We start from the raw sequence: 23,386 nt of genomic DNA on the forward strand, positions 1-23,386 counted from the left end.
AGTGGCGAAAGACACCCCATTTTCCTGCTCTTGCGGTTCCCTACATGGACGGATCAGCGCCGCAGGCGTGAAACACGGCACACATGTCGTGTGCTACTGTCACGATTGCCGCGCGGCTCAGTTGTATTTTGGGCAACCCGATCCTGCCCCCGGTCCTGTTGAAATCCTGCAGATGCTTCCGGAAGAGATCATTTTTGACGGCGGTGCCGAGCATCTCGCGCTGATGCAACTGAGCCCCAAAGGGATGATGCGCTGGTATGCCAGTTGCTGCAATGCGCCACTGGCGACCACACCAACAACGCCGAAGTTCCCATTTGCAGGTTTTATCGTCAAACGTATCCCCGACCCAAGCGGTCTGGGCCCGATCACGACGCGCGGATTCATACCCAAAGGTAACGGCAAACAAACCCATGAAAAGATTGGGTCGGCCGTATACGGGCTGGCGACCCGCGTCGCGAAATCGCGGATGTCAGGCAGTTGGAAGAACACACCCTTCTTCGACCCAAGTACCTTCGACCCGGTTGTCGAGCCTGTGATCCTCAGCAAATCCGAGCGTGCAGCCTTTTACCCATAAGTGGTTCGCGAAGGCATGTTTAACCAGTTCTCAAGTGCTTCATTGACAACCTGAGGCGCTTCGAGCGTTGGCAAATGCCCCGCGTCCTCAACCACATTTAGTTCCGCATTTGGGATCAGATCTGCCATAAAGGCGTGCTTTCTTACTGGTGTCAGCAGGTCATGCGCACCACACAAGACCAGCGTGGGAACCTTGATCATTCGCAGCGCACCTTGCTGATCCGGACGCCGCTGCAAAGCGCGCATCTGGCGTTCGAACACATCTGCCCCCTGATCCAATGCCATGGCAGTCACGTCACTCAGAATGGGAACGCGCCTTGGCCCAGGGGCCAACGTATCTGACCCAAAGATCTTTCGCATAACCTCTTCAAGCCGCCCGGCCTTGGCACCAACCATATACTCTTCTCGTGTCGCCGCGATCTGCGGCGTGTCGGACTGCGCATCGGTGGCCATAAGGCACAGGCGCGAAATCCGGTCGGGTGCGCGACGAATAAGTTCAAGAGCCACCACACCACCCATACTAAACCCCGAAAGCGCAAAGCGGTGTGGCAGTTGATCCAAAAGGCCCGAGGCGATTTCTTCAATCCGCTCGCCCAGCGAAACCGGCGCAACCGCAACCGCACGCTGACGGGAAAAGTGCGCGATCTGAGGGGCGAATACCCTAGAATCGCACATCAATCCGGGCAATAGAACCAGCGGCTCGATCAATCGCGGCCTCCTTCGTCTCAGCTTCTTGAGTGGCTTTGTTTTTTAACAGGATGAGAGGTTTTTTCAGCCTGAGCAAGTTAAACTTCACGGGTAGGCAATACCGCGAAACGTGGGAAAATCCGCATAGCGCTTTTGACGAGCCTTCAGGTCCTCGCCCGGATTTTCGCCCGCACGCAACAGGCACCCGCGCGGGGCGATGTAGCTGTCGATACGCCTTAGGGGAATTGGCCGCCACACCAGATTGAAAGCACAGAGTTTTGGGAAAAACCAAATCTCGGAATATTCCAAATGATCGTGCATCCACCACGCCAAATCGCGCCAATCCCGGCCTTCCGCGTAACGATCCGCGAACCACGGAATGACAATCGACGCCCCGGCAATCCGATCAACGCCGGTGCCCCAATCCCAGATATGGCACTCCAGTGGATTATCGTTTCGGGCGCAGTTCAGCCGGTTTTCATTGCCATATTGATTCAACGACGGCGACCGATAACCAGATCGAACCGCCACGCGGCCGAACGTCTCCTCTAACGGGTCAAGTAACGTCTGGCAAAAGGCGCCGCCGGTTTCGATGGCAAAATCAGGGTTGTCGGGAAGGTTCTGTTTTTCATGGAAATTTCCGATCTCAGAATAAAGAAAATCCCGCATGAAAAAGTGCTTGGACAGGCGCACGCGGCCAAGGTTTTCAAGGCTCCACATGCTACCCGGCTTACGCATCACCCGTACCCGTTCCAACGAAACGCCCCATCAGGGGCCAGCGGTGAGAACGGGTTGAAAGCGACCTCCCATATCGTGCCTTCGGGTGCGCGGAAATAACCGTGATGCCCGCCCCAGAACACATCCGAGGCCGGTTTAAGAACCTCGGCACCAGCGGCATGAACCTTGGTTAAAACCTGCGCGACATCTTCCTTTGACCGGCAGTTATAGCTAAGCGTTAGCGCCCCACGGCCCAAGGTGCCCACGTCAATACCAATCTCATCGGCAAGTGCCGGCAGAGGATACAGCCCCAGCGTCTGCCCGATCAGATCAAAGGCAATCACACCGTCCGGGCTGTCGACACGTTTCCAGCCGATCTTTTCATAGAATGCAGCGGCGGTTTCAGGGTCTTCCACCCCGACAGTGATTAGGCTGACGCGCTGTTCCATCATTCGATCCCCTGCTCTTTCAACCATGCCACAATACCAGCGACCGCAGCATCGGTCTGTCCCGGAGACATCAAACGTCCGGCAATGACATGGGATGACGGGTCATCGCCCGGCCCCATTGTAACCGTCTGAACACTTGCAGGTCCGCCCCAAGCTTCGGCCACCTTGTGGGTCAAGTCCGGGCGCACAACCTGATCATCGTCAGAGAACCAGAACAGCGCCGGGACACGCGCCTGCGAGAAGTCCATGGCATAAACAGTCTCAACCAAGGCGGTCATGGGCACAACTGCCTCCCACGGATAAACCGACGACCAGTACTTGTTCTTCTCGGGATCCGGCCCCGAGACGTCCCGTTCTTCCCCCATGATCAATGGCAACCAGCTTCGCGCCCATGGAAGGCCCGGTATCCAGGCACCGGGCGTGTTCACACCAAAGTTCGGAGAGACAAAGACCAAACCGGCTACGTTTTCTATCAGTGCATCGTCCAATGTCGCCGCCGCAGCCAGTGTTCCGCCGGTCGAGGTTGAAATCACGACGACCTGATCGCCCACTGCACGGGCGGCGGCCAACCCTTCGGCCATATCCTGCATCCAGCCCGAGGCGGTGCCTTCGGCCATCGCCTCCCCGCCGCGCCCATGACCCTGCAAGCGGGTGTAGACCAGATTGGCCCCCAACGCATCGGCGACCATGTCCGGGACAGGGCGAACTTCCTCGGACGAGGCGGAAAACCCATGCAAATACAATATGGAAACCGGGGTGCGCTGTTCCTTGAACCCGTCTTGCCAGACAACCCGTTTCTCGACACCAGCAGTGATGTCATCGAAAGCGGACTCGACGCTTTCGAAATAGACCTGCACCCCTTCGCCAAACTTGCGCGGTTCAAATGTCGGGTTCAGGTTCACTTCTTCGCGCGGACCGAACCAATAGATCAGGGCACCAGCCGCGACCAGCACCAGAAGAACACGCCCGATGGCTTTGCCCACCCCCCGGATCATTGCGCGCTCATCACTTCAAGCACGGCGTTTTCGATGATTTCCAAGCATGGCCCGTCCGAGAACCTGTGGTCTGCATCCTTGACCAAGAGCAGGCGCATATCTGAACCGGTGGCATGTTCCACCAGACGCACAGCGGTTGCAGAGGAAACAGCAGTATCTGCAGTCCCTTGCAGAAAACGCACCGGAAACTGAAGATTAATTGCATCCCGCAGAACCAACTGCTGTCTTCCGTCCTCAATCATGCGTTTCGTGATGATATAAGGCTCCATATAGTCAGAGGGTAATTCAACATACCCTTCGGTTTCCAACACCTGTTTTTGCGTGTCAGAAAACGACGCCCAATAACCGTCTTCAGTGAAATCAGGCGCGGCGGCGATGGTAACCATACCTGCAATCCGATCCGGCATTGCCTTCGCCAGCAAAAGCGCTTGCCAGCCGCCCATAGACGACCCGACCACGATCAGCGGCCCATCGGTCAGGGCAGTTACCGCGGCCAAAGCATCCTCGTGCCAGTCGCCGATGCATCCGTCCTCAAATTTGCCCGAGCTCTCGCCATGGCCCGAGTAATCGAACCGCAGGAATGCCTGACCGCGCGCCTTGGCCCAAGCCTCAAGATGCACCGCCTTGGTGCCCTCCATGTCAGACTTCAGCCCGCCCAAAAATACAATCGTCGGCCCTGCCCCATCGCTTTTGTGATAAGCCAGCCGCCGCCCTTGCGCCGTTTCCAGAAAATCCGTCGCTGCCATGTCGCCCTCTTTCCTTTTGCGGTTCATCATGCACGGCTGCCCGGTGGCTGCAATTCCCGAATTCGAACCTCCCGCCGCGTCAGCCACAGCGCGGTTGGGTGCTTGACAGGTCATGCTGCAACTGCCAAATGGATCGAACACACATAACCCGCAACCGGGCGTTCAGTGGGCGCCAAACCGACGAGGAGAGCCGATATGGCCCTGGACAAACAGTCAGTCTCCCTTACTTTTCCCGATGGCAATGCACGATCCTATGACGCAGGCGTCACGCCAGCTCAGGTAGCTGCTGATATCTCGAACTCATTGGCCAAAAAGGCCATCTCGGCCACAGTGAACGGCCAGCACTGGGACCTGCAGTGGCCCATCGAATCTGACGCGCAGATCGCCATCCACACCATGAAAGATGAGGAACAGGCCAACGAGCTGATCCGTCACGATCTGGCGCACGTGATGGCGCGCGCGGTACAGGAAATCTGGCCTGCAACCAAGGTCACCATCGGCCCCGTGATTGACAACGGTTGGTACTATGATTTCGACCGGGAAGAACCGTTCACGCCCGAAGATCTCGGCCTCATCGAGAAAAAGATGAAGGAGATCATCAACAAGCGCGATCCCGTCACCACCGAAATCTGGGACCGTCAGCGCGCAATCGAATTCTACAAGGCCAATAACGAGCCTTACAAAGTCGAGCTGATCGAGGCCATCCCGGGTACCGAACCGCTTCGCATGTACTGGCATGGTCACTGGCAGGATCTGTGCCGCGGCCCGCATTTGCAGCATACGGGCCAACTGCCGGGCGACGCCTTCAAGCTGATGAGCATTGCTGGCGCCTATTGGCGTGGCGACAGCGACCGCGCGATGCTGCAGCGCATTTACGGCGTGGCCTTCACCGGCAAGGAAAAGCTGAAAGCGCACCTGCATATGCTGGAAGAGGCCGCCAAGCGTGATCACCGCAAGCTGGGCCGCGAGATGAACCTGTTCCACATGCAGGAAGAAGCGCCGGGCCAGATCTTCTGGCATCCGAACGGCTGGAAGATCTACACCACCCTGCAGGACTATATGCGCCGGATGCAGGAACGAGACGGCTATGTCGAAGTGAACACGCCGCAGGTCGTGGACCGCAAGCTGTGGGAAGCGTCTGGCCACTGGGACAAATATCAAGAGAACATGTTCATCGTCGAAGTCGACGAAGAACACGCCCGCGAAAAGGCGATCAACGCGCTGAAGCCGATGAACTGCCCCTGCCACGTGCAGGTGTTCAATCAGGGCTTGAAGTCCTATCGCGACCTGCCCCTGCGTATGGCGGAGTTTGGATCGTGCGCCCGGTACGAACCCTCGGGCGCTTTGCATGGGATCATGCGGGTCCGTGGTTTCACGCAGGACGATGGCCATATCTTCTGCGCCGAGGAACAGATCGAATCTGAGACCGCCAAGTTCATTGCGTTCCTGTCCAAGGTCTATGCTGACCTCGGGTTCCATGATTGGACAATCAAGCTGTCGACCCGACCGGAAAAACGGATCGGATCGGACGAAAGCTGGGATCTGGTCGAAAAGGCGCTGGGTGATGCCTGTAAGGCAGCGGGCTATGACTATGAGGTTCTGGAAGGCGAAGGCGCGTTCTATGGCCCCAAGCTGGAATTCACTCTGACCGACGCGATCGGCCGGACATGGCAGTGCGGCACCCTGCAGGTTGATCCAAACTTGCCCGAGCGTCTGGATGCGAACTTTATCGGTGCCGACGGTGCCAAGCACCGTCCGTTCATGCTGCACCGTGCAACCCTGGGCTCGTTCGAACGCTTCATCGGTATCCTGATCGAGGAACATGCTGGCAAACTGCCGTTCTGGTTGGCCCCGCGTCAGGTTGTGGTCGCCTCGATCACGTCCGAGGCGGATGACTATGTTTTGGAAGTTGTCGAAACGCTCAAGGCTGCTGGCGTGCGGGCCGAGGCGGATATTCGCAACGAAAAGATCAACTACAAGGTTCGTGAGCACTCGGTCGGCAAGGTGCCGATCATTCTGGCAGTCGGTCACCGCGAAGTTGAAGAGCGTACCGTAAGTGTGCGCCGCCTTGGCGAAAAACAGACACAAGTTCAATCTCTTGAGGCTGTAACAAAAGAGCTGTCATTGGCCGCGACGCCGCCTGATCTTCTGTAACATTCGGCGACAAATTGCCCGAAATCCGACCCCGAATTCGGGGTCGGATTGAAACATTTTCCATTTTTCATTTCAAAAACAGTTTGTTAACCTTCAAGAGGGCATTACGCTCTTTGACGGGGTTGTGAGACACGGGCTCGTGAATTCACCTGCCCCGATTTAGCTACTACCTTTGTCATTGTCACAAGAAGACATACGCAGTCATCAAAAGGGATTACCGAGATGTCGAACACCGCAAAAACCCTGGTTATCGCAAGCGCAGTTGCAGCAGCCGTATCTGGCGTAGCCACAACCGCCTCCGCACAAGCCAAAGAGAAATGCTATGGCGTTTCGCTGGCCGGTCAGAACGACTGTGCCGCTGGCCCCGGCACCACCTGCGCGGGCACCTCGACCGTTGACTATCAGGGCAACGCCTGGACACTGGTCGACGCTGGAACCTGCGCCGATATCGAACTGCCCAAGTCTGCAGATGGTGCAGCGCGTGAAGGTTCGCTGGAACCGCTGGAGCGCGACCTGCCGGCATAAACCTAAGCATCTGAGAATCGGAGGGGCGGGCCCTATCGCCCGCCTCTTTTCGTGACCGGAGGATTTGCACATGCTGGATAGTTCACTTCGATCGAACAGGCTGCCTGCGGCACCGGGCGTCGGTTATAAACCCCAGCATTACGACCAGATTCTGGACCATGCGCATCCGGTTGGCTGGCTTGAGATCCATGCCGAAAACTACATGGGTGATGGCGGCAGGCCGCTTGCGCAATTGCGCCATCTCTCTGAAAAATTCCCCATTTCCGTCCACGGCGTTGGCCTCTCGATCGGTGGAGAAGGCCCCCTGGACACCGATCATCTGGCGCGCCTGAAACACTTGGTGGGGTGGCTGAATCCGGCCAGCTTTTCCGAGCATCTGGCCTGGTCGACCCATGACAGTCATTTCCTGAACGATCTTCTGCCCCTGCCCTACACGGACGAAACGCTGAAGCGTATCTGTGCCCATATAGACCAGGTTCAGGAAACCGTGGGGCGGCAAATGCTGTTGGAAAACCCATCCAGCTATTTGGCTTTTGAAGAAAGTACATGGTCCGAGCCTGACTTCCTGCGGGAAATCGCACGTCGGACAGGATGTGGTCTTTTACTGGACGTGAACAACGTCTTTGTGTCGGCCACCAATCTGGACTTCTCGCCGCAGAGCTACATCGACGCCTACCCGCTGGACAACGTCCACGAGATCCACCTTGGCGGTCATGACGAAGACGAAGACGACCATGGTCGTCCCTTGCTGATCGACAGCCACGGTCGCGAAGTCGTCGATCCGGTCTGGGCGTTGCTGGATTACGTTTTAGAGCGTTCCGGTTCAAAACCCGTTCTGATCGAATGGGATACGGACGTACCCGACTGGTCCGTTCTTCGGGCCGAAGCAGATCGGGCGCAGGCGGCACTGGACCGCATCCCCGCATGAGCGTCTCGCAAACCTCGTTCCGCGTAGCCCTGCTTGACCCGTCGGCGGCTGTTCCGGACGGATTATGGGATGCCACAGAACGCCCCGCCGGGCGGCGGTTCAGCGTTTACCGCAACAACGTGGCTGTTTCGCTGACCGAGGCGATGCATCAAGCCTTTCCCGTGATCGCACGACTGCTGGGGCCTCAGAACATGGATGGGCTTGCCGGGCTTTTCCTGCGCAAACACCCCCCGTCTTCACCGCTGATGATGTTCTACGGTGAGGAATTCCCCGAATTTCTTGCCGGGATGGAGCAACTGTCGCACCTTGGCTACCTTGCCGACGTAGCGCGTCTGGAACTGGCACTGCGCCGGTCCTACCACTCTGCCGACAGCCAGGCCGCACGGCCCGATGCGCTGGCCATACCACCGGAAGAGATCGTTCTGGCAGAGCTGGAATTTGCGCCATCCATGAAGGTTCTTCGTTCAGATTGGCCGCTGTTTTCGATCTGGCGCTTCAATTCCGAAGAGGGTGCACCCAAACCTGCACCCGGGTCCGAAGATATCCTGATCACCCGACCCGAATTCGACCCGGCCCCGCATTTGCTGCCCAAAGGCGGAGCGGACTGGATCGCCCACGTTCAGGCCGGGCTTACCATTGGCGAGGCATTTGAACAAACCTCTGCCGAATTCCCCGAATTTGACCTTGGGGCCACTCTGGCGCTGCTTTTGCAGGGCGGCGCGATTACTTCTGTGTCTATCGAAAGGCTGGCAACATGACTGCCCTGATCTCTTTTCACAATAATACCCTGGGACGGCTAGAAATGACCTCTGGCTGGCTCACGCCAACACTGGCCCGGGTGGTTTTTGCCGCGACGCTGCTTGTCTACTATTGGAACTCAGCAACCACTAAACTTGGCAGTGGCATTTTGGGTTTCCTGTTCCCGTCTGACGGTGCATACGTCCAGATTTTTCCCAAAGCAATGGAAGCCGTCAGCTATGACAGTTCACAACTCGGCTTTTCTTATTGGGTGATCGCAGTTGCCGGCACCTGGGCTGAGTTTCTGCTGCCGGCCTTGATTCTGGTGGGCCTTCTGTCCCGGCTGGCGGCCTTGGGTATGATCGGATTTGTCTGGGTTCAGACAATTGTCGACGTCACCGGGCATGGCGCAGCGCTTGGAAGCTTTTTCACCGCCGCACCAAACGTGCTGGACCAGCGGACGCTCTGGACTTTCGTGCTGCTCGTTATCGTGATCAACGGCGCAGGCCCCTTGTCTGTCGACCGGGCCCTGCACGTGAAATGACCTAGAAATGTGCCTTGGGCTCGTCCGGTTTTCCTGCGGCCAGCCCAAGGATGCCTGCCACGGCGGCAAAGGCCACCGGAAACATCGTGAAGACGTTGAATCCAAAAGCGAAATACATCCCGACGGCTGAGATCAGCAGCAATATTCCACCGATCAGAGCCCGCGCATGGGCCATTGCGCCCCCCGCGATGGCCAGCAAAGGCGCAATAATGGAAGCGGTCTGGATGAACTGTACGTTGTCCACTTGCTCAGCAAGGCCTTCGATCTCGCCGTAGTGGTTTATGAATTCGATATAGCCATAGCCAAAAAAGCCAACAATCATTCCGATCAAACCGGCAATGACGCCCAAAATCATTGATGCGTTGCGCATTTAAACCCTCATATTTACGTCAGACACATAAGCGCCCGATCAGGCAACGCCAAGGCTTGCCTTGGTTTTCGCGGTCCAGCCCAACAACAACGTACCGTCATCTTCGATCAAGGGGCGCTTCATCAAAGTCGGGTGTTCCTTCAGCAACTCCAGCGGTGGTCGCGTGCGTTGTTCCGCGTCCAATCCACGCCAAGTTGTCGACCGGGTATTGAGCAAAGCTTCGCCGAACGTATCAAACGCCTCTGTCAGGACAGAATCGGGAACTCCTTGCGCGCGAACGTCTACAAATTCAATATTTTCATTTTCTTTCAGTGCCTTACGGCAAGTATCGCAGTTTCTCAGGCCATATAGACGCATTTTGGGACCGTTCCTGTACTTGTATGAATTTTTGGCATTTTTGCCTGCTACATCCAGTTATTCTTGATTTTTTACTTCACCGTGCAATGTTGAAAAAGACGAAACACACAATTCGGGCTGCGTCGTGTGGGCGAAGCGGTGATGCGTTGTGGTTGCGTCAACCACTGCCCCCACCAATTTGTGGGACAACGTGTAAGTAGAAGGAGACACGGGAAATGCCAACTGGCACCGTGAAATGGTTTAATACCACGAAAGGCTATGGGTTTATTGCCCCTGACGAAGGTGGCAAGGACGTTTTTGTTCATATCTCGGCCGTAGAACGGTCCGGTCTGACCGGACTCGCTGACAATCAGAAAGTCTCGTATGAGTTGGAAGACGGACGCGACGGCCGACAAATGGCCTCTGATTTGAAGCCGTTATAAAACACCCCGTCATCTGCGGGTACTAAAAGCAGGCCAACGGCCAATTTCCGGCCGTTGTCCATTCTCAAGGGTTTGAAACCTTACCCTCGCGTCGGTTTGGTATCGGCATGAGTGCTTTCGTTTTAGCCGAACACCACGATTTCCGAGCGTTCTCACATCACACTGATGACTGATGTCATGAACCACTCGAAAAGGCATCATGACATCAGAAGAAAGAGTTCTGTCGGCTTTAACCCTCGCGAATGACAGCCTCGAACTCGCGCCATTCCCGTGCCGTCATGCCCGAGTTTTCCTGCGTCACAGTTTCACCGGCCAACATGCGTCGCAGGCTATCAACCATCTGCGCCGAAAGGTTGACCGCACCCAAACGGTAATCTTCGAACGCTCTATACGCGAAGGGCACCCAGTCGGCGACGATCTTGCACATCATGTCGGCGTAAACTCGGATTTCGTACTGAGCATGTGGATCGGCCCGCAGGCGCAGGAAATGGAACAGGTTGTGCAGATCCACCTTCCAGTACCACTGCGTGTAGATATTCGCAGGCAGGTTCATGCGCGCCAATTCTCGCGCCAGCCCCTGCTGACCATCCTGGTTGATCATGGCTTCGTAATTGTCATAGCACCGCGCGCTGTCGGCCTTGAGCATTTCCAGAACGCGGGCTGCCTCTTCGCCTTGCAGGGCGTCGCCGCGGCCCTGATTGTTCACTTCGGACTGCGCGGCCACGTGGTCCGGTGCGGGGATATAGAACTCGCGGTCCAAAATCGAATAGCGGGCTGAGTATTCGTTCACGTTGGCGGTGCGGTGACGAATCCACTGACGGGCCACAAAGACCGGCAGTTTGACGTGCAGCTTGATTTCGCACATCTCGAACGGGGTCGAGTGCCAGTGCCGCATCAGATAGCGGATCAGACCCTCATCGTTCTGCACCGATTTGGTGCCCTTGCCGTAAGATACACGTGCCGCCTGACAAATTGCTGCGTCATCCCCCATGTAGTCAATGACGCGCACAAATCCGTGGTCCAGTACTTGATGCGCGGTATAGAGGTGGTCTTCCATCCCCTCAGCCACAACGCGGCGTGTTGGATGCGATTGCGCCCGTTGCGCTTCGATCTCGGCCAGTTGGTCAGAGGACAGCGGCATGAATGTTCCTTTCCAGCAATGAGTCGCTCACCACTATATATCGGCAATTCACAGACAGGAACCGCGACATGTGCACCAAGCGTCGCAATTTCCAAATTGTGTCCACCCTGCCCCTCGACACGCTTGGCCCGCGCGCTAAGCTGCAGCCCATCACCTGAATAGAAAGGAAGCCACAATGGGGCTGACATATCTTCACACCATGGTCCGCGTGAAGGATCTGGAGAAGTCGATGGCGTTCTATGAACTGCTGGGCCTGAAGGAAACCCGCCGTTATGACAGCGAAGCGGGCCGATTTTCACTGATCTTCATGGCCCCCCCGGGACAAGAGGATCGGCCGATCGAGCTGACGCATAACTGGGATGGGGATGACACCCTGCCCAGCGACAGCCGTCATTTCGGGCATCTCGCTTATGGGGTCGACAACATCTATGAGGTTTGCCAGCACTTGCAGGACAACGGCATTGTGATCAATCGCCCGCCGCGCGATGGTCGTATGGCGTTTGTGCGGTCTCCGGACAATATCTCGGTCGAACTGCTGCAAAACGGCGAAGAGCTGGAACCAGCTGAACCCTGGGCCAGCATGGAAAGCAGCGGCACCTGGTGATCCGCTGGCTGATAGCACTGGGTCTGGCCGTTCTGGCCAGCCCCCTTCGGGCCGAGACCTGCCGGCTTGCACTGGCACTCGCTATGGATATCTCGACTTCCGTGGACGAGAACGAAGACGTTTTGCAACGGCAGGGTCTTGCGGCTGCATTGATCGCACCAGAAGTGGTCGAGGCGTTTTTTGCCTCGCCCGCACCGGTGGCGCTGGCCGTGTATGAGTGGAGTGGTCGCACCACACAACGCGTTGTTCTGAACTGGACCATGATCAACACCGAAGCCGACCTGCTGGTTGCAGCTTCAACAGTGCAACAATCTGTTCGTTCGGATAGTGGCTCAGCCACAGCAATGGGCTATGCCTTGGCATTTGGCGCGACTTTGATGCAGCAAGCACCGCCCTGCCTGTTCCAAACTATCGATCTGTCCGGGGATGGTTCAAACAATGACGGCTATGGGCCGGACTCTGCATACCGGCACTTTCCCTTTCAAAACGTCGTGGTCAACGGGTTGGTAATCAACGCTGCAGACTTTGAAGGAGAGCTGTTCCTCATCCCGTTCTTCGAGAACAACGTTCTGCACGGCCCCGGTGCGTTTCTGGAAATCGCGCAAGGGTTCGAGGATTTTGAGCGCGCGATGCGTCGCAAGCTGGAACGAGAATTGAAAGGGTTGCAGATCGGTGCGTTGAAGGAGGGTGCACATCAATGATCCGCCTCCTGGCCGCGATAATTTCCATGTTCGCCAGCGCCGCTGCGTCGGAATGCAGGCAAGCACTGGCGTTGGGGCTGGACGTGTCCGGTTCGGTCGACAGCGCCGAGTATAGGATGCAAACCGGCGGTCTGGCTGCGGCCTTGCAACGCCCTGAAGTTGTTCAACTGATCCTGTCCGACATCGGCGCGCCTGTGCGATTGGCGATCTACGAATGGAGCGAGCCCCGCCATCAACGCATGTTGGTAAACTGGACTAAGATCCGCACGGCACAAGATCTTGCACGGATCAGCGACCAATTGAAGACCGTCGCGCGGGGTAACGCACCACAGGGCACGGCTGTTGGGTCGGCAATGCGGTTCGGAGCCAATCTACTGTCGCAGCAACCGAATTGCTGGAAACGCACATTGGATCTGTCAGGGGACGGCAAGCACAATCTGGGCCCTCATCCACGCAGCGTGAAAGCCGAACTGGAAAACACCGGCATCACGATCAACGGGCTCGTGATCGGAGCAGACGATCCCAGTCATGGCGACAAACGCTATGTCCAGGTCGGTGAGCTTTCCGCCTATTACAACACATGGGTTATTCTGGGGCCCGGAGCCTTCGTCGAAGTCGCTTTGGGCTTTGAGGCCTATGAGGACGCGATGACCCGCAAACTGATACGCGAGCTGGAGGGGCTAACCCTGTCCGACGCCACAGATTCCCTGCGCCCCTGATCAATAGATGTACCGGATTTGGTCCGTCCAATACCGCTCGACCCGACGCAGGGATGTGGTGATGTCGTCGATGCCTTCCAGCCCCAACACGCCGCGATTTTGCAGCCCCTCAGCGTGGCGCAAAAACAACTCGGATACCACATCGCGTATTTCACGACCGCGTGGGGTCAATCGAACCCTTACGGAACGGCGGTCGATCTCGCATCTTTGATGGTGCATGTACCCCATTTCGACCAGTTTCTTCAGGTTGTAGCTGACGTTGCTGCCCTGATAATACCCACGACTTTTCAGTTCACCCGCGGTAACTTCATGGTCGCCGATATTGAACAAAAGCAAGGCCTGCACGGCGTTGATCTCCAATACGCCAACACGCTCAAACTCATCCTTGATGACGTCCAATAGCAACCGGTGCAGCCGTTCCACCAAGGCAAGTGCCTCAAGATAGCTGGTCATGAACCCCTTGGTTCCCGGCGCGGAGACCTGCATTTCCATACTCATCCGATCCTCCGATTCAGTCGCGCTGTTTAAGGCAGGATGAATGGAAATCCCGAAAAATCGGTTAAGCCGGATTTTCTTTTATTTTTGAAAGGTCTGCGCGATGTCCGAGATCAATTCGGAATAGGTTTCGGGCGGCTGCACCTGCCCTGTGACCCACTGATAAAGATCCTGGTCGTTTTCGTGCAGCAACGCATCATAATTATCCAGATCCGACGGCTCCATAGCCGTCAGATTTCGGTCAGCATAGGCTGACAGGATCAGATCCATTTCTTTGATCCCACGCCGCATGGATCGCATCTTCAGCCGCTTTATACGAACGTCTCGTGGTTCGTTCACCGACCCTGCTCCAGCATCAGACGGACCCTTTTCTCCAGCTTCGCGGCCCGCTCGGCGCTGGCGCGCATTTCACCGCGAATGGAACGCAGCTCAGCCACGACATCCGCAAGCTCGGGTGCGCCTTCTTCCGCTTCGACGGGGGCATCCATGCCTTCGCCTTCGCCGGTCAGCAGCCACATGATCGACACGTTGACCATGCCTGCCATCATGGAAAGACGGTTCGCGCGTGGCTCGGACAGATCATTTTCCCAGGCTGCAATTGTCGTCTTTTTCACGCCAAGCCTGCGGGCCATCTGGGCCTGGGTCATACCAGCCGCTTCGCGTGCCCCTGCCAGCCTGTCCCCGAATGTCGCAGAGTCCGGTCCGTACCAGTCATTGTCGTCGTTCATCGGGCTCTCCAATTCCATAATTCATATCGCTTGATCGTCATTCGAGCGCACCCTATGACAGTCAAGCTGAACATACAAATCGAGGCCGACCATGAGTTTCCTTTCTGCGACACTGTCACGCGTGAAGCCATCGCCCACCATTGCGATAACCGCTAAAGCGGCCGAGTTGAAAGCTGCCGGGCGCGATGTCATCGGCCTAAGCGCGGGCGAGCCCGATTTCGACACTCCGCAGAACATCAAGGACGCAGCAGTAGCGGCCATCGCAGCCGGGAAGACCAAATATACTGCGCCTGACGGCATCCCAGAATTGAAACAAGCGGCCTGCGCCAAGATGAAGCGTGACCACGGCTTGGATTACACGCCCGCGCAGATTTCGGTCGGCACCGGCGGCAAGCAAACCTTGTACAATGCCCTGATGGCCACGATGAACGAGGGCGATGAGGTTGTGATCCCTGCACCCTATTGGGTTAGCTATCCCGACATGGTGCTTTTGGCCGGAGGCACTCCGGTAATCGCGGAAACTTCGATCCAGACCAACTTCAAACTGACTGCAGATCAGCTTGAGGCTGCGATCACGCCGAAGACCAAGTGGCTTATCTTCAACTCACCGTCGAACCCCACAGGTGCAGGCTACAGCCGTGAAGAGCTGAAAGAACTAACCGACGTCCTGATGCGCCATCCGCATGTTTGGGTCATGTCCGACGACATGTATGAACATCTGGCGTATGACGGGTTCGAATTCTGCACACCGGCGGAAGTTGAACCCCGCTTGTATGACCGGACGCTGACCTGCAACGGTGTCTCCAAGGCCTACGCCATGACTGGGTGGCGCATAGGTTACGCGGCAGGACCGGTCGAGGTCATCGCCGCCATGCGCAAGATCCAATCGCAATCAACTTCGAACCCCTGCTCGGTCAGCCAATGGGCGGCGGTTGAAGCACTGAACGGCACTCAGTCCTTCCTGGCCCCCAACAACGAAACGTTCAAACGCCGCCGTGATCTGGTTGTTCGCATGCTGAACGAAATCGACGGCATCAGCTGCCCGATACCCGAAGGCGCGTTCTATGTCTATCCGTCCATTGCCGGATTGATTGGCAAAACCACCCCCGCAGGCACTGTGATTGACTCGGATGAGGCTTTTGCGACCGCATTGCTGGAAGAGGTGGACGTGGCCGTCGTGTTCGGTGCGGCCTTTGGCCTGTCGCCAAACTTTCGGGTCAGCTATGCGACCTCGGACGAGGCGCTGACCGAAGCCTGCACCCGCATCCAGCGCTTTTGCGCATCATTGACTTGAGTAAGCGCAAATGACGTCGGAACTGCCCGAATATTATTTCCGCGTTCGCGAAAATGGTGCGGCGGTTTTCAGGATCGACACTGAAAACCGCCAGCGCAGGATCGAGATGGATCAGATCGCGGTCATCAACATCCGCAATGGCGAGGTGAAACCGCAAGGCCAACGCACGTTGTCCGACGCCGACAAGGCCGAGATTGCCCGTTGGATGGAGGCGCGCAAAGCATTGCTCGCCCAGCGCGACATCGACGACATTCACCGCGCGGTTGATTATCTGAACCTCACCACGCAATGGGCGCAATCCAAGGCGACACCAGAGCAGCTTGAGGATGTAACCGACCGGTTGCTGCTGGCCATGCATGATCTACGTTCTGTCCTGGTGCGAAAAAAGGCAGACCGCTTCAGCAAAGACTGACCCGCCGAATCTTACTCGGCGGGCACACCGACCTCGCGGACGGACCGCATCCAGAACCGCGCCATCAGCATAACCGCTGCGCAGGCCAGGCCCAGAACAAGGCCCAGCCAGACTCCGATTCCATCCATGCCCAAGACGAAGCCGAAGTAATACGACGACGTGATCCCCACGCCCCAATAGCTGAGTGCGGCCATGACCATCGGGACCTTTGCATCCTGCAACCCACGCAGGAGGCCAAGCGCAATGACCTGTGCCCCGTCCACCAATTGGAACAAAGCCGCCATGGCCAGCAGGCCTGTACCGATCATCAGAATTTCCGGACGCTGCGGGTCATCCGGTTCCATGAACAGGGAAATCAAAGGCTCAGCATAGGCAAGGAACAGGATAACAGTCACGACCGAGATCACCAAAGACATCCCCGTCACCGCAATCGCGCCGCGTTCCAGATGTGGCCTATCTTTCCGGCCCAACGCATTCCCTGCCCGGATCGTCGCAGCGTTTGACAGCCCCAGATGCACCATGAACGTCGCGGATGCCAAATTAAGTGCAATGCCATGTGCCGCCAGCGGAACCTGACCCAGCCAGCCCATCATGATCGCCGACATTGCGAACAGGCTGACTTCGGACAGGGTCGTCAGGCCAATCGGCACGCCAAGGCGGAGAACGCTCAGAAACATCTCCCAGTCCGGACGCCAGAACCTTTGGAACAGGCTATGTTCGGGCAAAACGCGCATGGCGTAGATCACCACGCAGACCAACGATACGATCTGAGTGACAACCGACGCGATGGCGGCACCCATCACACCCAGCTCAGGGGCTCCCCAATTGCCGAAGATCAGGGCATAGTTGGTAATCGCATTGACCACTGCCGCGGCCACGGTGATCCACAAAACGATCTGGGTGCGCTCCAACGCGGCCAGATAAGATTTCAGCACCATCACCAAAAGCGCCGGAATTAAGCCCCACCCAGCAACCCTAAGGTACTGGGACGCGGTTTCAGCGACTTGCGGGTCCTGTTTCAACGCAAGGAAAATAGGGTAAGACCACCACAGCATTGGCATCATGACGGCCGCATAGATCAACGACAACCACAACCCCATGCGCGTTGTACGGCGAATACTTGTTTCGTCTTCTTCAGCCGCAGCCGTCGCCACCATCGGCATGACGGCCAAACCGAATCCGGCCCCAAACAGGAACAGCACAAAGAAATAGCTGCTGGCCAAGGTCACGGCGGCCAGCGCCTCGACACCGTACCAACCCAGCATGACCGTATCCGTCAGCCCAATAGCAAATTGGGCCAGGTGCCCGCCGATCAGCGGCAGGCCCAGCACAGAAATGGCCCGGAAGTGGCCACCATATGTCATCACCTTACTCATCCGGACAGCCTTATGCCCGGCCCGAGGCCGGGACAAGAGGCGAACGACGAAATTTCACCTTGAGACTACACCCGAAGGTTCAAATGTTAGCTGAGAGGACTCTTATCACACGGTTTCAGGATGCAGTGAATTGCCCAGAATATGTTCCGAGTGCTGGATCACGTGGTGCGCCTGCCCAACGATCAAAGGATCGGGGCTGTCGACTACATCCTGGTTTTTGTCCGGGTAATCCAGAGTGGACAGAAAGTGGCGCATGCAGTTGAGCCGAGCGCGCTTTTTGTCGTTCGATTTCACGATGGTCCACGGGGCGTCGGCGGTATCGGTATAGAAGAACATCGCCTCCTTGGCCTCGGTATAATCGTCCCATTTATCAAGGCTGGCCTTGTCGATCGGTGACAGTTTCCACTGTTTCAGAGGATCGGTTTCGCGGCTTTTGAACCGGCGTTGCTGTTCAGGTTGCGTGACCGAAAACCAGTATTTGTAGAGCTGGATACCCGAGCGCACCAGCATCCGCTCCAGCTCGGGCGTTTGGCGCATGAACTCAAGATACTCGTTGGGTGAGCAAAATCCCATCACCCGTTCAACCCCGGCGCGGTTGTACCAGGACCGGTCGTAGAAAACCATTTCGCCGACCGTGGGCAATTCCTGAACATAGCGCTGATAGTACCACTGTCCCTTCTCTTCCCAGGTGGGTTTATTCAGCGCAACTACACGCGCTTGGCGTGGGTTCAGGTGCTCCATGAATCGTTTGATCGTTCCACCTTTGCCTGCGGCATCCCTGCCCTCGAACAGCAGGACAAACCGCTGGCCGGTTTCCTGTGCCCAATGTTGTACTTTTAGCAATTCTGCCTGCAGTTGCGCCTTCTCCGCCTCATAAGCTTTGCGCGCCATCTTGCGATCATAAGGATATTTGCCGCTTTCAAAGGCCTGACGAATTTTCTCGGGGCTAGGCTCGGTCGGTGAGGTTTTGGCTATCGCCGACAGGTTGGCAGGGTCTTGCACATTATCGATCTGCGTCACTACTTCCATCCAGGTTCTCCTTGTCTCACTGTCCGGGAAAACGCCTAGCAGTCGGGTGAAAAACACGCTTTGATTGGTGTCAAATTTCTACATCTTTCTGGGCGTGTGCTTCAGGTACAACAAAGGGCTTCGGCTATGGAAAACAAGTTCATTGATCTTAACGGCCAGAGGTTCCTACTGCGCAGCTGGGGGGACCCCGACCTTCCGCCCTTTTTAATGCTTCACGGTTTTCCCGAGTATGGCGGCGCGTGGCAGGACCTGGCCCCGCATTTGTCCTCCGACTTTCATTGCATCGCCCCCGATCAACGCGGTTACGGGCAAAGCTGGGCGCCGGAAGGCGTTGGCCATTATGCCCTGTCGCGACTGGTCTCGGACATGGTGACGCTGATCGAAGGGCTCGCCCGTCCGGTTTGTGTTCTTGGCCACGATTGGGGAGCGTCCGTGGCCTATGGTTTGGCCATGTTCCGCCCTGACCTGGTGGACCGGTTGATCATCGCCAACGGCGTGCACCCGGCGCCCTTCCAACGGGCCATGGCCGCAGGAGGCGCGCAATCCGAGGCTTCGCAATACATCAATGCCTTGCGCGCACCTGACGCGGCAGAGCGTTTGTCGGCGGACAATTTCGCCAAGCTCGAACAGTTCTTTCGTTTCGGGATGGGAACAGACTGGCTGACGGACCAGCAAATGCAGGTCTGTCGTAAGGAATGGGCGCGGCCCGGGCGGCTGGAAGCCATGTTGAACTGGTATCGGGCGTCACCGCTGGTGGTCGCGAAACCCGGCGAACCGCGCACGGATCTGCCAGAGCTGCCGAAGGAGCGGTTGATGGTTCGCTGCCCCCACCTGTTGCTGTGGGGGCGTGAAGACAAGGCGTTGCTGCCAGAGTCGACTGAGGGGCTGGAAGACTACGCGCCCGACCTGACGCGCATCGACATTCCGAACGCTGATCACTGGCTGCATCACCAACAACCCAAAGCGGTGGCGCAGGCAATCATGGGCTGGATAGCGCGCTAATTCCGTTTACCGGTGCCCCCAATCCGCCGGGTCATCCGAGTTGTTGGGCGACAGGCCCAATATGTCGCCATCCGTTGAACACCCCAGCCCCAAAACGGTCCGGTTCGCATAAGAGAAATACGCGCAGACCTGATTGATTTCGAGGATCTCTCCATCGTCCCATCCGGCCGTGCGCAGGGCTTCCACGTCTTGCTGTTTCAACTCCGCCGGGACCTCGGTCAGTTTGCGCGCGTAACGCATGGCCTCAATCTGGGCCGCATCCAACGGGGCCTCTTTTGGCGAGCCAGCCTCAATCGCCGCGCGAATTGCCTGACTACGCTCCGGATCGCCCAACAAGCGCTGCAGACCGCTGTAATGGTGCTCAACACAATAACTGCATTTGTTCAACGCGCTGACCCACACGCCCAGCACCTCAAGAAACCACTTCGGGATCGTGTTGGCCGAATGGTGCAGCACGTTCTTGTACATGGCCATGTGACCTTCCATCGAATGTGGCCGCAAGGAATGCACCATCATGATGTTGTCGACATTGTTGCCGGGGCCCGTAACACGGTCGTACAGTTTCCGGAGTTTTCCTGTTGCTTCATCAAAAGGGATGGTTCTGATCCAGCTCATCTCTTTGCCTCCCGTATCCATTTGCTTTTGCAGCCAAACCTAAACAGAATGCAGAAACAATGCGAGGTCTTGACGGCCACGTTTATCTGGAACATTTCACGTGACTGCAATGAGAACGCTCTGGGCATCCTCCACCGCCACCTGATAAAGAACTGCCGACACCCCGTTTCACTATATTGATTTTCCAGCGATGCGCCTTCCTCTGTTCTTGTTTGTCCTGTCAATCTGCGGCCTGTTCGCGGCACTGTCCCGCCCTGCTTTTTCTGATTGGGCAATGGTCGCAGGGCTTTGCACCGTTGCAAGCGCGATATTGCTGCTCGGAAAATGGTTGCGCAGATCGAAAGCGCCAGAGAACTGGGCCGTGGTTGATGGATCAAATATTTTGCACTGGCGAGAGGGCATTCCGGACATTGCCACCGTGCGAGAAGTTGTCGATGCTTTGACCGCCTCCGGCCTGACGCCCGGCGTCGTGTTCGATGCAAATGTCGGCTACAAAATCTCGGATCGCTACATGAATGACAAAGCCCTTGCCTTACTGCTTGGGTTGCCCGTTGACCGCGTTATGGTCGCACCCAATGGAACGCCAGCCGACCCGCTTGTTCTACAGGTCGCTCGCGACCTAAGTGCTACCATTGTCACAAACGACCGTTTTCGCGACTGGGTTGACGATTATCCGGATGTGCTGCAGGCCAAAGAGCCTGTGCAGGGTGGCTACCGGAATGGGGCTCTCTGGCTGGCGTTGTGACCGTGGTTCCAGCCTAGTCAAACATGTAGCGTTTCAACCTCAGCTCCCAATCACGGCGCATCACAGCCGACAAACCGCACACAACACTTCGCGCGCCCCTTCCCCCGGACCACATCCCCTGCCATAATGGGACCAAACCCAAAACAAGAGCAGCACCCATGCCCGACGATCTGTTGACGCCAGAAGCGACCAATACCTATGACGCCTCCTCGATCGAGGTGCTTGAAGGTCTGGAACCGGTCCGCAAACGCCCCGGTATGTATATCGGCGGCACGGATGAGCGTGCGCTGCACCATATGGTGGCCGAAATCCTCGACAACTCGATGGACGAAGCGGTCGCAGGTCACGCCAACCGGATTGAGGTCGAGCTGCACGCAGATTACGCACTGACGGTGCGCGACAACGGGCGCGGTATCCCGATTGATCCGCATCCCAAATTCCCGGACAAATCGGCGCTTGAAGTCATTCTTTGCACCCTACATGCGGGCGGCAAATTCTCGGGGAAGGCCTATCAGACCTCGGGCGGTCTGCACGGTGTGGGTGCATCCGTGGTCAACGCCTTGTCGGATTCGATGGTCGTGCAGGTGGCGCGGGACAAGACGCTGTTCGAACAGCGCTTTTCACGCGGCATCCCTCTGGGCCCCGTCGAAAAAGTCGGCGCTGCGCCCAACCGGCGTGGCACCACCGTGACATTCCACGCGGACGAAGAAATCTTCGGCCATCACAAGTTCAAACCCGCACGGTTGTTCAAATCCATCCGCTCCAAGGCCTACCTGTTCTCGGGCGTCGAAATCCGCTGGAAATCCGCTATCGACGACGGCGAAACGCCAACCGAGGCCAGCTTCCACTTTCCCGGCGGTCTATCGGACTACCTGAAGGAAACGATGAATGGCTCGTCCACCTATGCCGAGCAACCTTTTGCTGGCACCGTGGACTTTCGGGAAAAGTTCGGCACCCCTGGCAAGGTCGAATGGGCGATCAACTGGACGCCATCGCGCGATGGCTTCATCCAGTCCTACTGTAACACTGTCCCCACCCCCGAAGGCGGCACTCATGTCGCCGGGTTCTGGGCTGCAGTCCTGAAAGGGATCAAGGCTTATGGCGAGCTGATCAACAACAAGAAGGCCGCGCAGATCACCCGCGACGACCTGATCACAGGTGGCTGCGCGTTGGTGTCCTGCTTTATCAGTGAACCGGAGTTCGTCGGCCAGACCAAAGACCGCCTCGCCACGGTCGAAGCACAGCGGTTGGTAGAGAATTCGGTCCGCGACCATTTCGATAACTGGCTGGCCGCGGACACGAAATCCGCCGGTGCTATTCTCGATTTCCTCATTCTGAGGTCCGAAGAACGTCTGCGCCGACGCGCCGAGAAAGAAACACAACGTAAGTCCGCCACTAAAAAACTTCGTCTTCCCGGCAAGTTGGTGGACTGTTCTAGTTCAACACGCGACGGAACAGAATTATTCATCGTCGAAGGAGATTCTGCGGGCGGTTCGGCCAAGATGGGTCGCAACCGCAAAACGCAGGCACTGCTGCCCCTGCGCGGCAAGATTCTGAACGTGCTGGGCGCGGCCAGTTCGAAACTGGGCACCAATGCCGAGATCAACGATCTGACCCAGGCTCTGGGTGTGGGTCTGGGTACCAAGTTCAACGTTGACGACCTGCGCTATGACAAGATCATCATCATGACCGACGCGGACGTGGACGGGGCGCATATTGCGGCGCTTCTGATGACATTCTTCTTCACCCAGATGCGCCCGATGATCGACACGGGCCACCTGTACCTGGCCTGCCCGCCCCTATATCGCCTGACCCAAGGCGCCAAGCGGGTTTATTGTCTGGACGAGGCCGAGCGCGACGAATGGCTTGAGAAAGGTCTGGGCGGCAAAGGCAAGATCGACGTGTCCCGCTTCAAGGGTCTGGGTGAGATGGACGCCAAGGACCTGAAAGAGACCACGATGGACCCCGCGTCCCGGAAATTGATCCGGGTCACCATCGACGAGGACGAACCCGGCGAGACCGGCGATCTGGTCGAGCGCCTGATGGGCAAAAAACCCGAACTGCGATTCCAATACATTCAGGAGAACGCGCGGTTTGTGGAGGAGTTGGATGTGTGAGGTTTTCCTCAAAATCAGGTATTTCAGCCTAAAATCGGCTTAAAGGGACCTTTGAAATCCAATTGGCTATTGTAAGAACAGCTCAAATCGCGCTTTTCGTTGTACTAGGTGGCCTTGCAGTGTCTGCGGCCGTTATTCCTCGTGACTGGATAATCGAGCCTATCGACGAATGTGATATTGCGCGAACTTGGCACGAATGGGAA

At 57.0% G+C, this 23,386-nt stretch carries 29 protein-coding genes; 15 read left to right on the forward strand and 14 right to left on the reverse strand.

Annotation, left to right across the window (positions count from 1 at the left end):
• Position 1 precedes the first annotated feature (1 nt).
• Complete coding sequence (locus tag DK510_RS21765) at positions 2-574, forward strand: DUF6151 family protein (RefSeq protein WP_370247442.1); 573 nt, start codon at positions 2-4, stop codon at positions 572-574.
• Here DK510_RS21765 and DK510_RS21770 read toward each other — a convergent pair.
• From DK510_RS21770 to DK510_RS21790, 5 genes are all read right to left on the reverse strand, one after another.
• The gene (locus tag DK510_RS21770) at positions 565-1,281 is read right to left on the reverse strand and encodes an alpha/beta fold hydrolase (RefSeq protein ID WP_109313903.1); all 717 of its coding nucleotides are present in this window, start codon (positions 1,279-1,281) and stop codon (positions 565-567) included. The two genes, DK510_RS21765 and DK510_RS21770, sit on opposite strands and share 10 nt — an antisense overlap.
• An 84-nt stretch (positions 1,282-1,365) precedes the next feature.
• Positions 1,366-1,980 carry a hypothetical protein gene (locus DK510_RS21775; RefSeq protein WP_109313904.1) on the reverse strand — a complete coding sequence of 205 codons (615 nt, stop codon included), beginning with the start codon at positions 1,978-1,980 and terminating at the stop codon, positions 1,366-1,368.
• Positions 1,981-1,997: 17 nt separating this feature from the next.
• Positions 1,998-2,426: a VOC family protein gene (locus tag DK510_RS21780; RefSeq protein ID WP_109313989.1), complete on the reverse strand. Its 429-nt coding sequence runs from the start codon at positions 2,424-2,426 to the stop codon at positions 1,998-2,000.
• Entirely contained in the window at positions 2,426-3,421 is a 996-nt protein-coding gene (locus DK510_RS21785; RefSeq protein WP_109313905.1) for an alpha/beta fold hydrolase, read from the reverse strand. Before DK510_RS21785 ends, DK510_RS21780 begins: the two co-directional genes overlap by 1 nt.
• The gene (locus DK510_RS21790; protein WP_109313990.1) at positions 3,418-4,167 is read right to left on the reverse strand and encodes an alpha/beta fold hydrolase; all 750 of its coding nucleotides are present in this window, start codon (positions 4,165-4,167) and stop codon (positions 3,418-3,420) included. Before DK510_RS21790 ends, DK510_RS21785 begins: the two co-directional genes overlap by 4 nt.
• Positions 4,168-4,362: 195 nt before the next feature.
• Between DK510_RS21790 and thrS the strand changes: the two genes are divergently transcribed.
• The 5 genes from thrS to DK510_RS21815 all read left to right on the forward strand — a co-directional run bounded on the left by thrS (position 4,363) and on the right by DK510_RS21815 (position 9,056).
• The gene (gene thrS / locus DK510_RS21795) at positions 4,363-6,321 is read left to right on the forward strand and encodes a threonine--tRNA ligase (protein WP_109313906.1); all 1,959 of its coding nucleotides are present in this window, start codon (positions 4,363-4,365) and stop codon (positions 6,319-6,321) included.
• Between the two features lie 222 nt (positions 6,322-6,543).
• Positions 6,544-6,846, forward strand: coding sequence for a DUF2282 domain-containing protein (locus DK510_RS21800; protein WP_058275886.1), 303 nt, complete (start codon positions 6,544-6,546; stop codon positions 6,844-6,846).
• Positions 6,847-6,916: 70 nt separating this feature from the next.
• Complete coding sequence (locus DK510_RS21805) at positions 6,917-7,774, forward strand: DUF692 family multinuclear iron-containing protein (RefSeq protein WP_109313907.1); 858 nt, start codon at positions 6,917-6,919, stop codon at positions 7,772-7,774.
• Positions 7,771-8,532, forward strand: coding sequence for a DNA-binding domain-containing protein (locus DK510_RS21810; protein ID WP_109313908.1), 762 nt, complete (start codon positions 7,771-7,773; stop codon positions 8,530-8,532). Before DK510_RS21805 ends, DK510_RS21810 begins: the two co-directional genes overlap by 4 nt.
• Positions 8,529-9,056: a DoxX family protein gene (locus tag DK510_RS21815; RefSeq protein WP_058274133.1), complete on the forward strand. Its 528-nt coding sequence runs from the start codon at positions 8,529-8,531 to the stop codon at positions 9,054-9,056. Before DK510_RS21810 ends, DK510_RS21815 begins: the two co-directional genes overlap by 4 nt.
• Before the next feature lies 1 nt (position 9,057).
• Here DK510_RS21815 and DK510_RS21820 read toward each other — a convergent pair whose 3' ends face one another.
• Positions 9,058-9,426: a hypothetical protein gene (locus DK510_RS21820; RefSeq protein ID WP_058275883.1), complete on the reverse strand. Its 369-nt coding sequence runs from the start codon at positions 9,424-9,426 to the stop codon at positions 9,058-9,060.
• A gap of 39 nt (positions 9,427-9,465) precedes the next feature.
• Complete coding sequence (locus DK510_RS21825) at positions 9,466-9,783, reverse strand: ArsC/Spx/MgsR family protein (RefSeq protein ID WP_109313909.1); 318 nt, start codon at positions 9,781-9,783, stop codon at positions 9,466-9,468.
• A gap of 215 nt (positions 9,784-9,998) precedes the next feature.
• On the opposite strand from DK510_RS21825, the gene DK510_RS21830 reads away from it, so the two are divergent.
• The gene (locus DK510_RS21830; RefSeq protein WP_010439113.1) at positions 9,999-10,205 is read left to right on the forward strand and encodes a cold-shock protein; all 207 of its coding nucleotides are present in this window, start codon (positions 9,999-10,001) and stop codon (positions 10,203-10,205) included.
• 229 nt (positions 10,206-10,434) lie between these two features.
• On the opposite strand, the gene thyX is transcribed toward DK510_RS21830, so the two are convergent.
• A complete protein-coding gene (thyX, locus tag DK510_RS21835) occupies positions 10,435-11,346 on the reverse strand; it encodes an FAD-dependent thymidylate synthase (RefSeq protein ID WP_058274136.1) in 912 nt (303 codons plus the stop codon).
• Between the two features lie 175 nt (positions 11,347-11,521).
• Between thyX and DK510_RS21840 the strand changes: the two genes are divergently transcribed.
• From DK510_RS21840 to DK510_RS21850, 3 genes are read left to right on the forward strand one after another with little or no spacing between them, the layout of a single operon-like run.
• A complete protein-coding gene (locus DK510_RS21840; RefSeq protein ID WP_109313910.1) occupies positions 11,522-11,950 on the forward strand; it encodes a VOC family protein in 429 nt (142 codons plus the stop codon).
• Complete coding sequence (locus DK510_RS21845) at positions 11,947-12,651, forward strand: DUF1194 domain-containing protein (RefSeq protein WP_109313911.1); 705 nt, start codon at positions 11,947-11,949, stop codon at positions 12,649-12,651. The genes DK510_RS21840 and DK510_RS21845 overlap by 4 nt, the downstream gene beginning before the upstream one ends.
• The gene (locus tag DK510_RS21850) at positions 12,648-13,370 is read left to right on the forward strand and encodes a DUF1194 domain-containing protein (RefSeq protein WP_109313912.1); all 723 of its coding nucleotides are present in this window, start codon (positions 12,648-12,650) and stop codon (positions 13,368-13,370) included. The genes DK510_RS21845 and DK510_RS21850 overlap by 4 nt, the downstream gene beginning before the upstream one ends.
• On the opposite strand, the gene DK510_RS21855 is transcribed toward DK510_RS21850, so the two are convergent.
• The 3 genes from DK510_RS21855 to DK510_RS21865 form a co-directional block, all read right to left on the reverse strand.
• Positions 13,371-13,868 carry a MarR family winged helix-turn-helix transcriptional regulator gene (locus DK510_RS21855; protein ID WP_186437453.1) on the reverse strand — a complete coding sequence of 166 codons (498 nt, stop codon included), beginning with the start codon at positions 13,866-13,868 and terminating at the stop codon, positions 13,371-13,373.
• Between the two features lie 78 nt (positions 13,869-13,946).
• Positions 13,947-14,165 carry a succinate dehydrogenase assembly factor 2 gene (locus DK510_RS21860; protein WP_108860430.1) on the reverse strand — a complete coding sequence of 73 codons (219 nt, stop codon included), beginning with the start codon at positions 14,163-14,165 and terminating at the stop codon, positions 13,947-13,949.
• A gap of 35 nt (positions 14,166-14,200) precedes the next feature.
• Positions 14,201-14,593 carry a helix-turn-helix domain-containing protein gene (locus DK510_RS21865; RefSeq protein WP_109313913.1) on the reverse strand — a complete coding sequence of 131 codons (393 nt, stop codon included), beginning with the start codon at positions 14,591-14,593 and terminating at the stop codon, positions 14,201-14,203.
• Between the two features lie 91 nt (positions 14,594-14,684).
• Here DK510_RS21865 and DK510_RS21870 point away from each other — a divergent pair, with 91 nt between their 5' ends.
• Both DK510_RS21870 and DK510_RS21875 read left to right on the forward strand, forming a co-directional pair.
• Entirely contained in the window at positions 14,685-15,887 is a 1,203-nt protein-coding gene (locus tag DK510_RS21870) for a pyridoxal phosphate-dependent aminotransferase (protein ID WP_109313914.1), read from the forward strand.
• Between the two features lie 10 nt (positions 15,888-15,897).
• Positions 15,898-16,299, forward strand: coding sequence for a hypothetical protein (locus DK510_RS21875; RefSeq protein ID WP_109313915.1), 402 nt, complete (start codon positions 15,898-15,900; stop codon positions 16,297-16,299).
• An 11-nt stretch (positions 16,300-16,310) separates the two neighbouring features.
• On the opposite strand, the gene DK510_RS21880 is transcribed toward DK510_RS21875, so the two are convergent.
• Both DK510_RS21880 and ppk2 read right to left on the reverse strand, forming a co-directional pair.
• Positions 16,311-17,675: an MATE family efflux transporter gene (locus tag DK510_RS21880; protein WP_109313916.1), complete on the reverse strand. Its 1,365-nt coding sequence runs from the start codon at positions 17,673-17,675 to the stop codon at positions 16,311-16,313.
• A gap of 105 nt (positions 17,676-17,780) precedes the next feature.
• Complete coding sequence (gene ppk2 / locus DK510_RS21885; RefSeq protein WP_109313917.1) at positions 17,781-18,704, reverse strand: polyphosphate kinase 2; 924 nt, start codon at positions 18,702-18,704, stop codon at positions 17,781-17,783.
• Between the two features lie 126 nt (positions 18,705-18,830).
• On the opposite strand from ppk2, the gene DK510_RS21890 reads away from it, so the two are divergent.
• Complete coding sequence (locus DK510_RS21890; protein ID WP_109313991.1) at positions 18,831-19,706, forward strand: alpha/beta fold hydrolase; 876 nt, start codon at positions 18,831-18,833, stop codon at positions 19,704-19,706.
• 6 nt (positions 19,707-19,712) lie between these two features.
• Here DK510_RS21890 and DK510_RS21895 read toward each other — a convergent pair whose 3' ends face one another.
• On the reverse strand, positions 19,713-20,321 hold the full coding sequence (locus DK510_RS21895) for a carboxymuconolactone decarboxylase family protein (RefSeq protein WP_109313992.1): 609 nt from the start codon (positions 20,319-20,321) through the stop codon (positions 19,713-19,715).
• A gap of 190 nt (positions 20,322-20,511) precedes the next feature.
• On the opposite strand from DK510_RS21895, the gene DK510_RS21900 reads away from it, so the two are divergent.
• Positions 20,512-21,066: a hypothetical protein gene (locus DK510_RS21900; protein ID WP_109313918.1), complete on the forward strand. Its 555-nt coding sequence runs from the start codon at positions 20,512-20,514 to the stop codon at positions 21,064-21,066.
• Between the two features lie 158 nt (positions 21,067-21,224).
• Entirely contained in the window at positions 21,225-23,183 is a 1,959-nt protein-coding gene (gene parE / locus DK510_RS21905; protein ID WP_109313919.1) for a DNA topoisomerase IV subunit B, read from the forward strand.
• Positions 23,184-23,386 lie beyond the last annotated feature (203 nt).

The sequence above is a fragment of the Ruegeria sp. AU67 genome (assembly GCF_900312795.1).
In the GTDB taxonomy this organism is placed as follows: Bacteria; Pseudomonadota; Alphaproteobacteria; order Rhodobacterales; family Rhodobacteraceae; genus Ruegeria; species Ruegeria atlantica.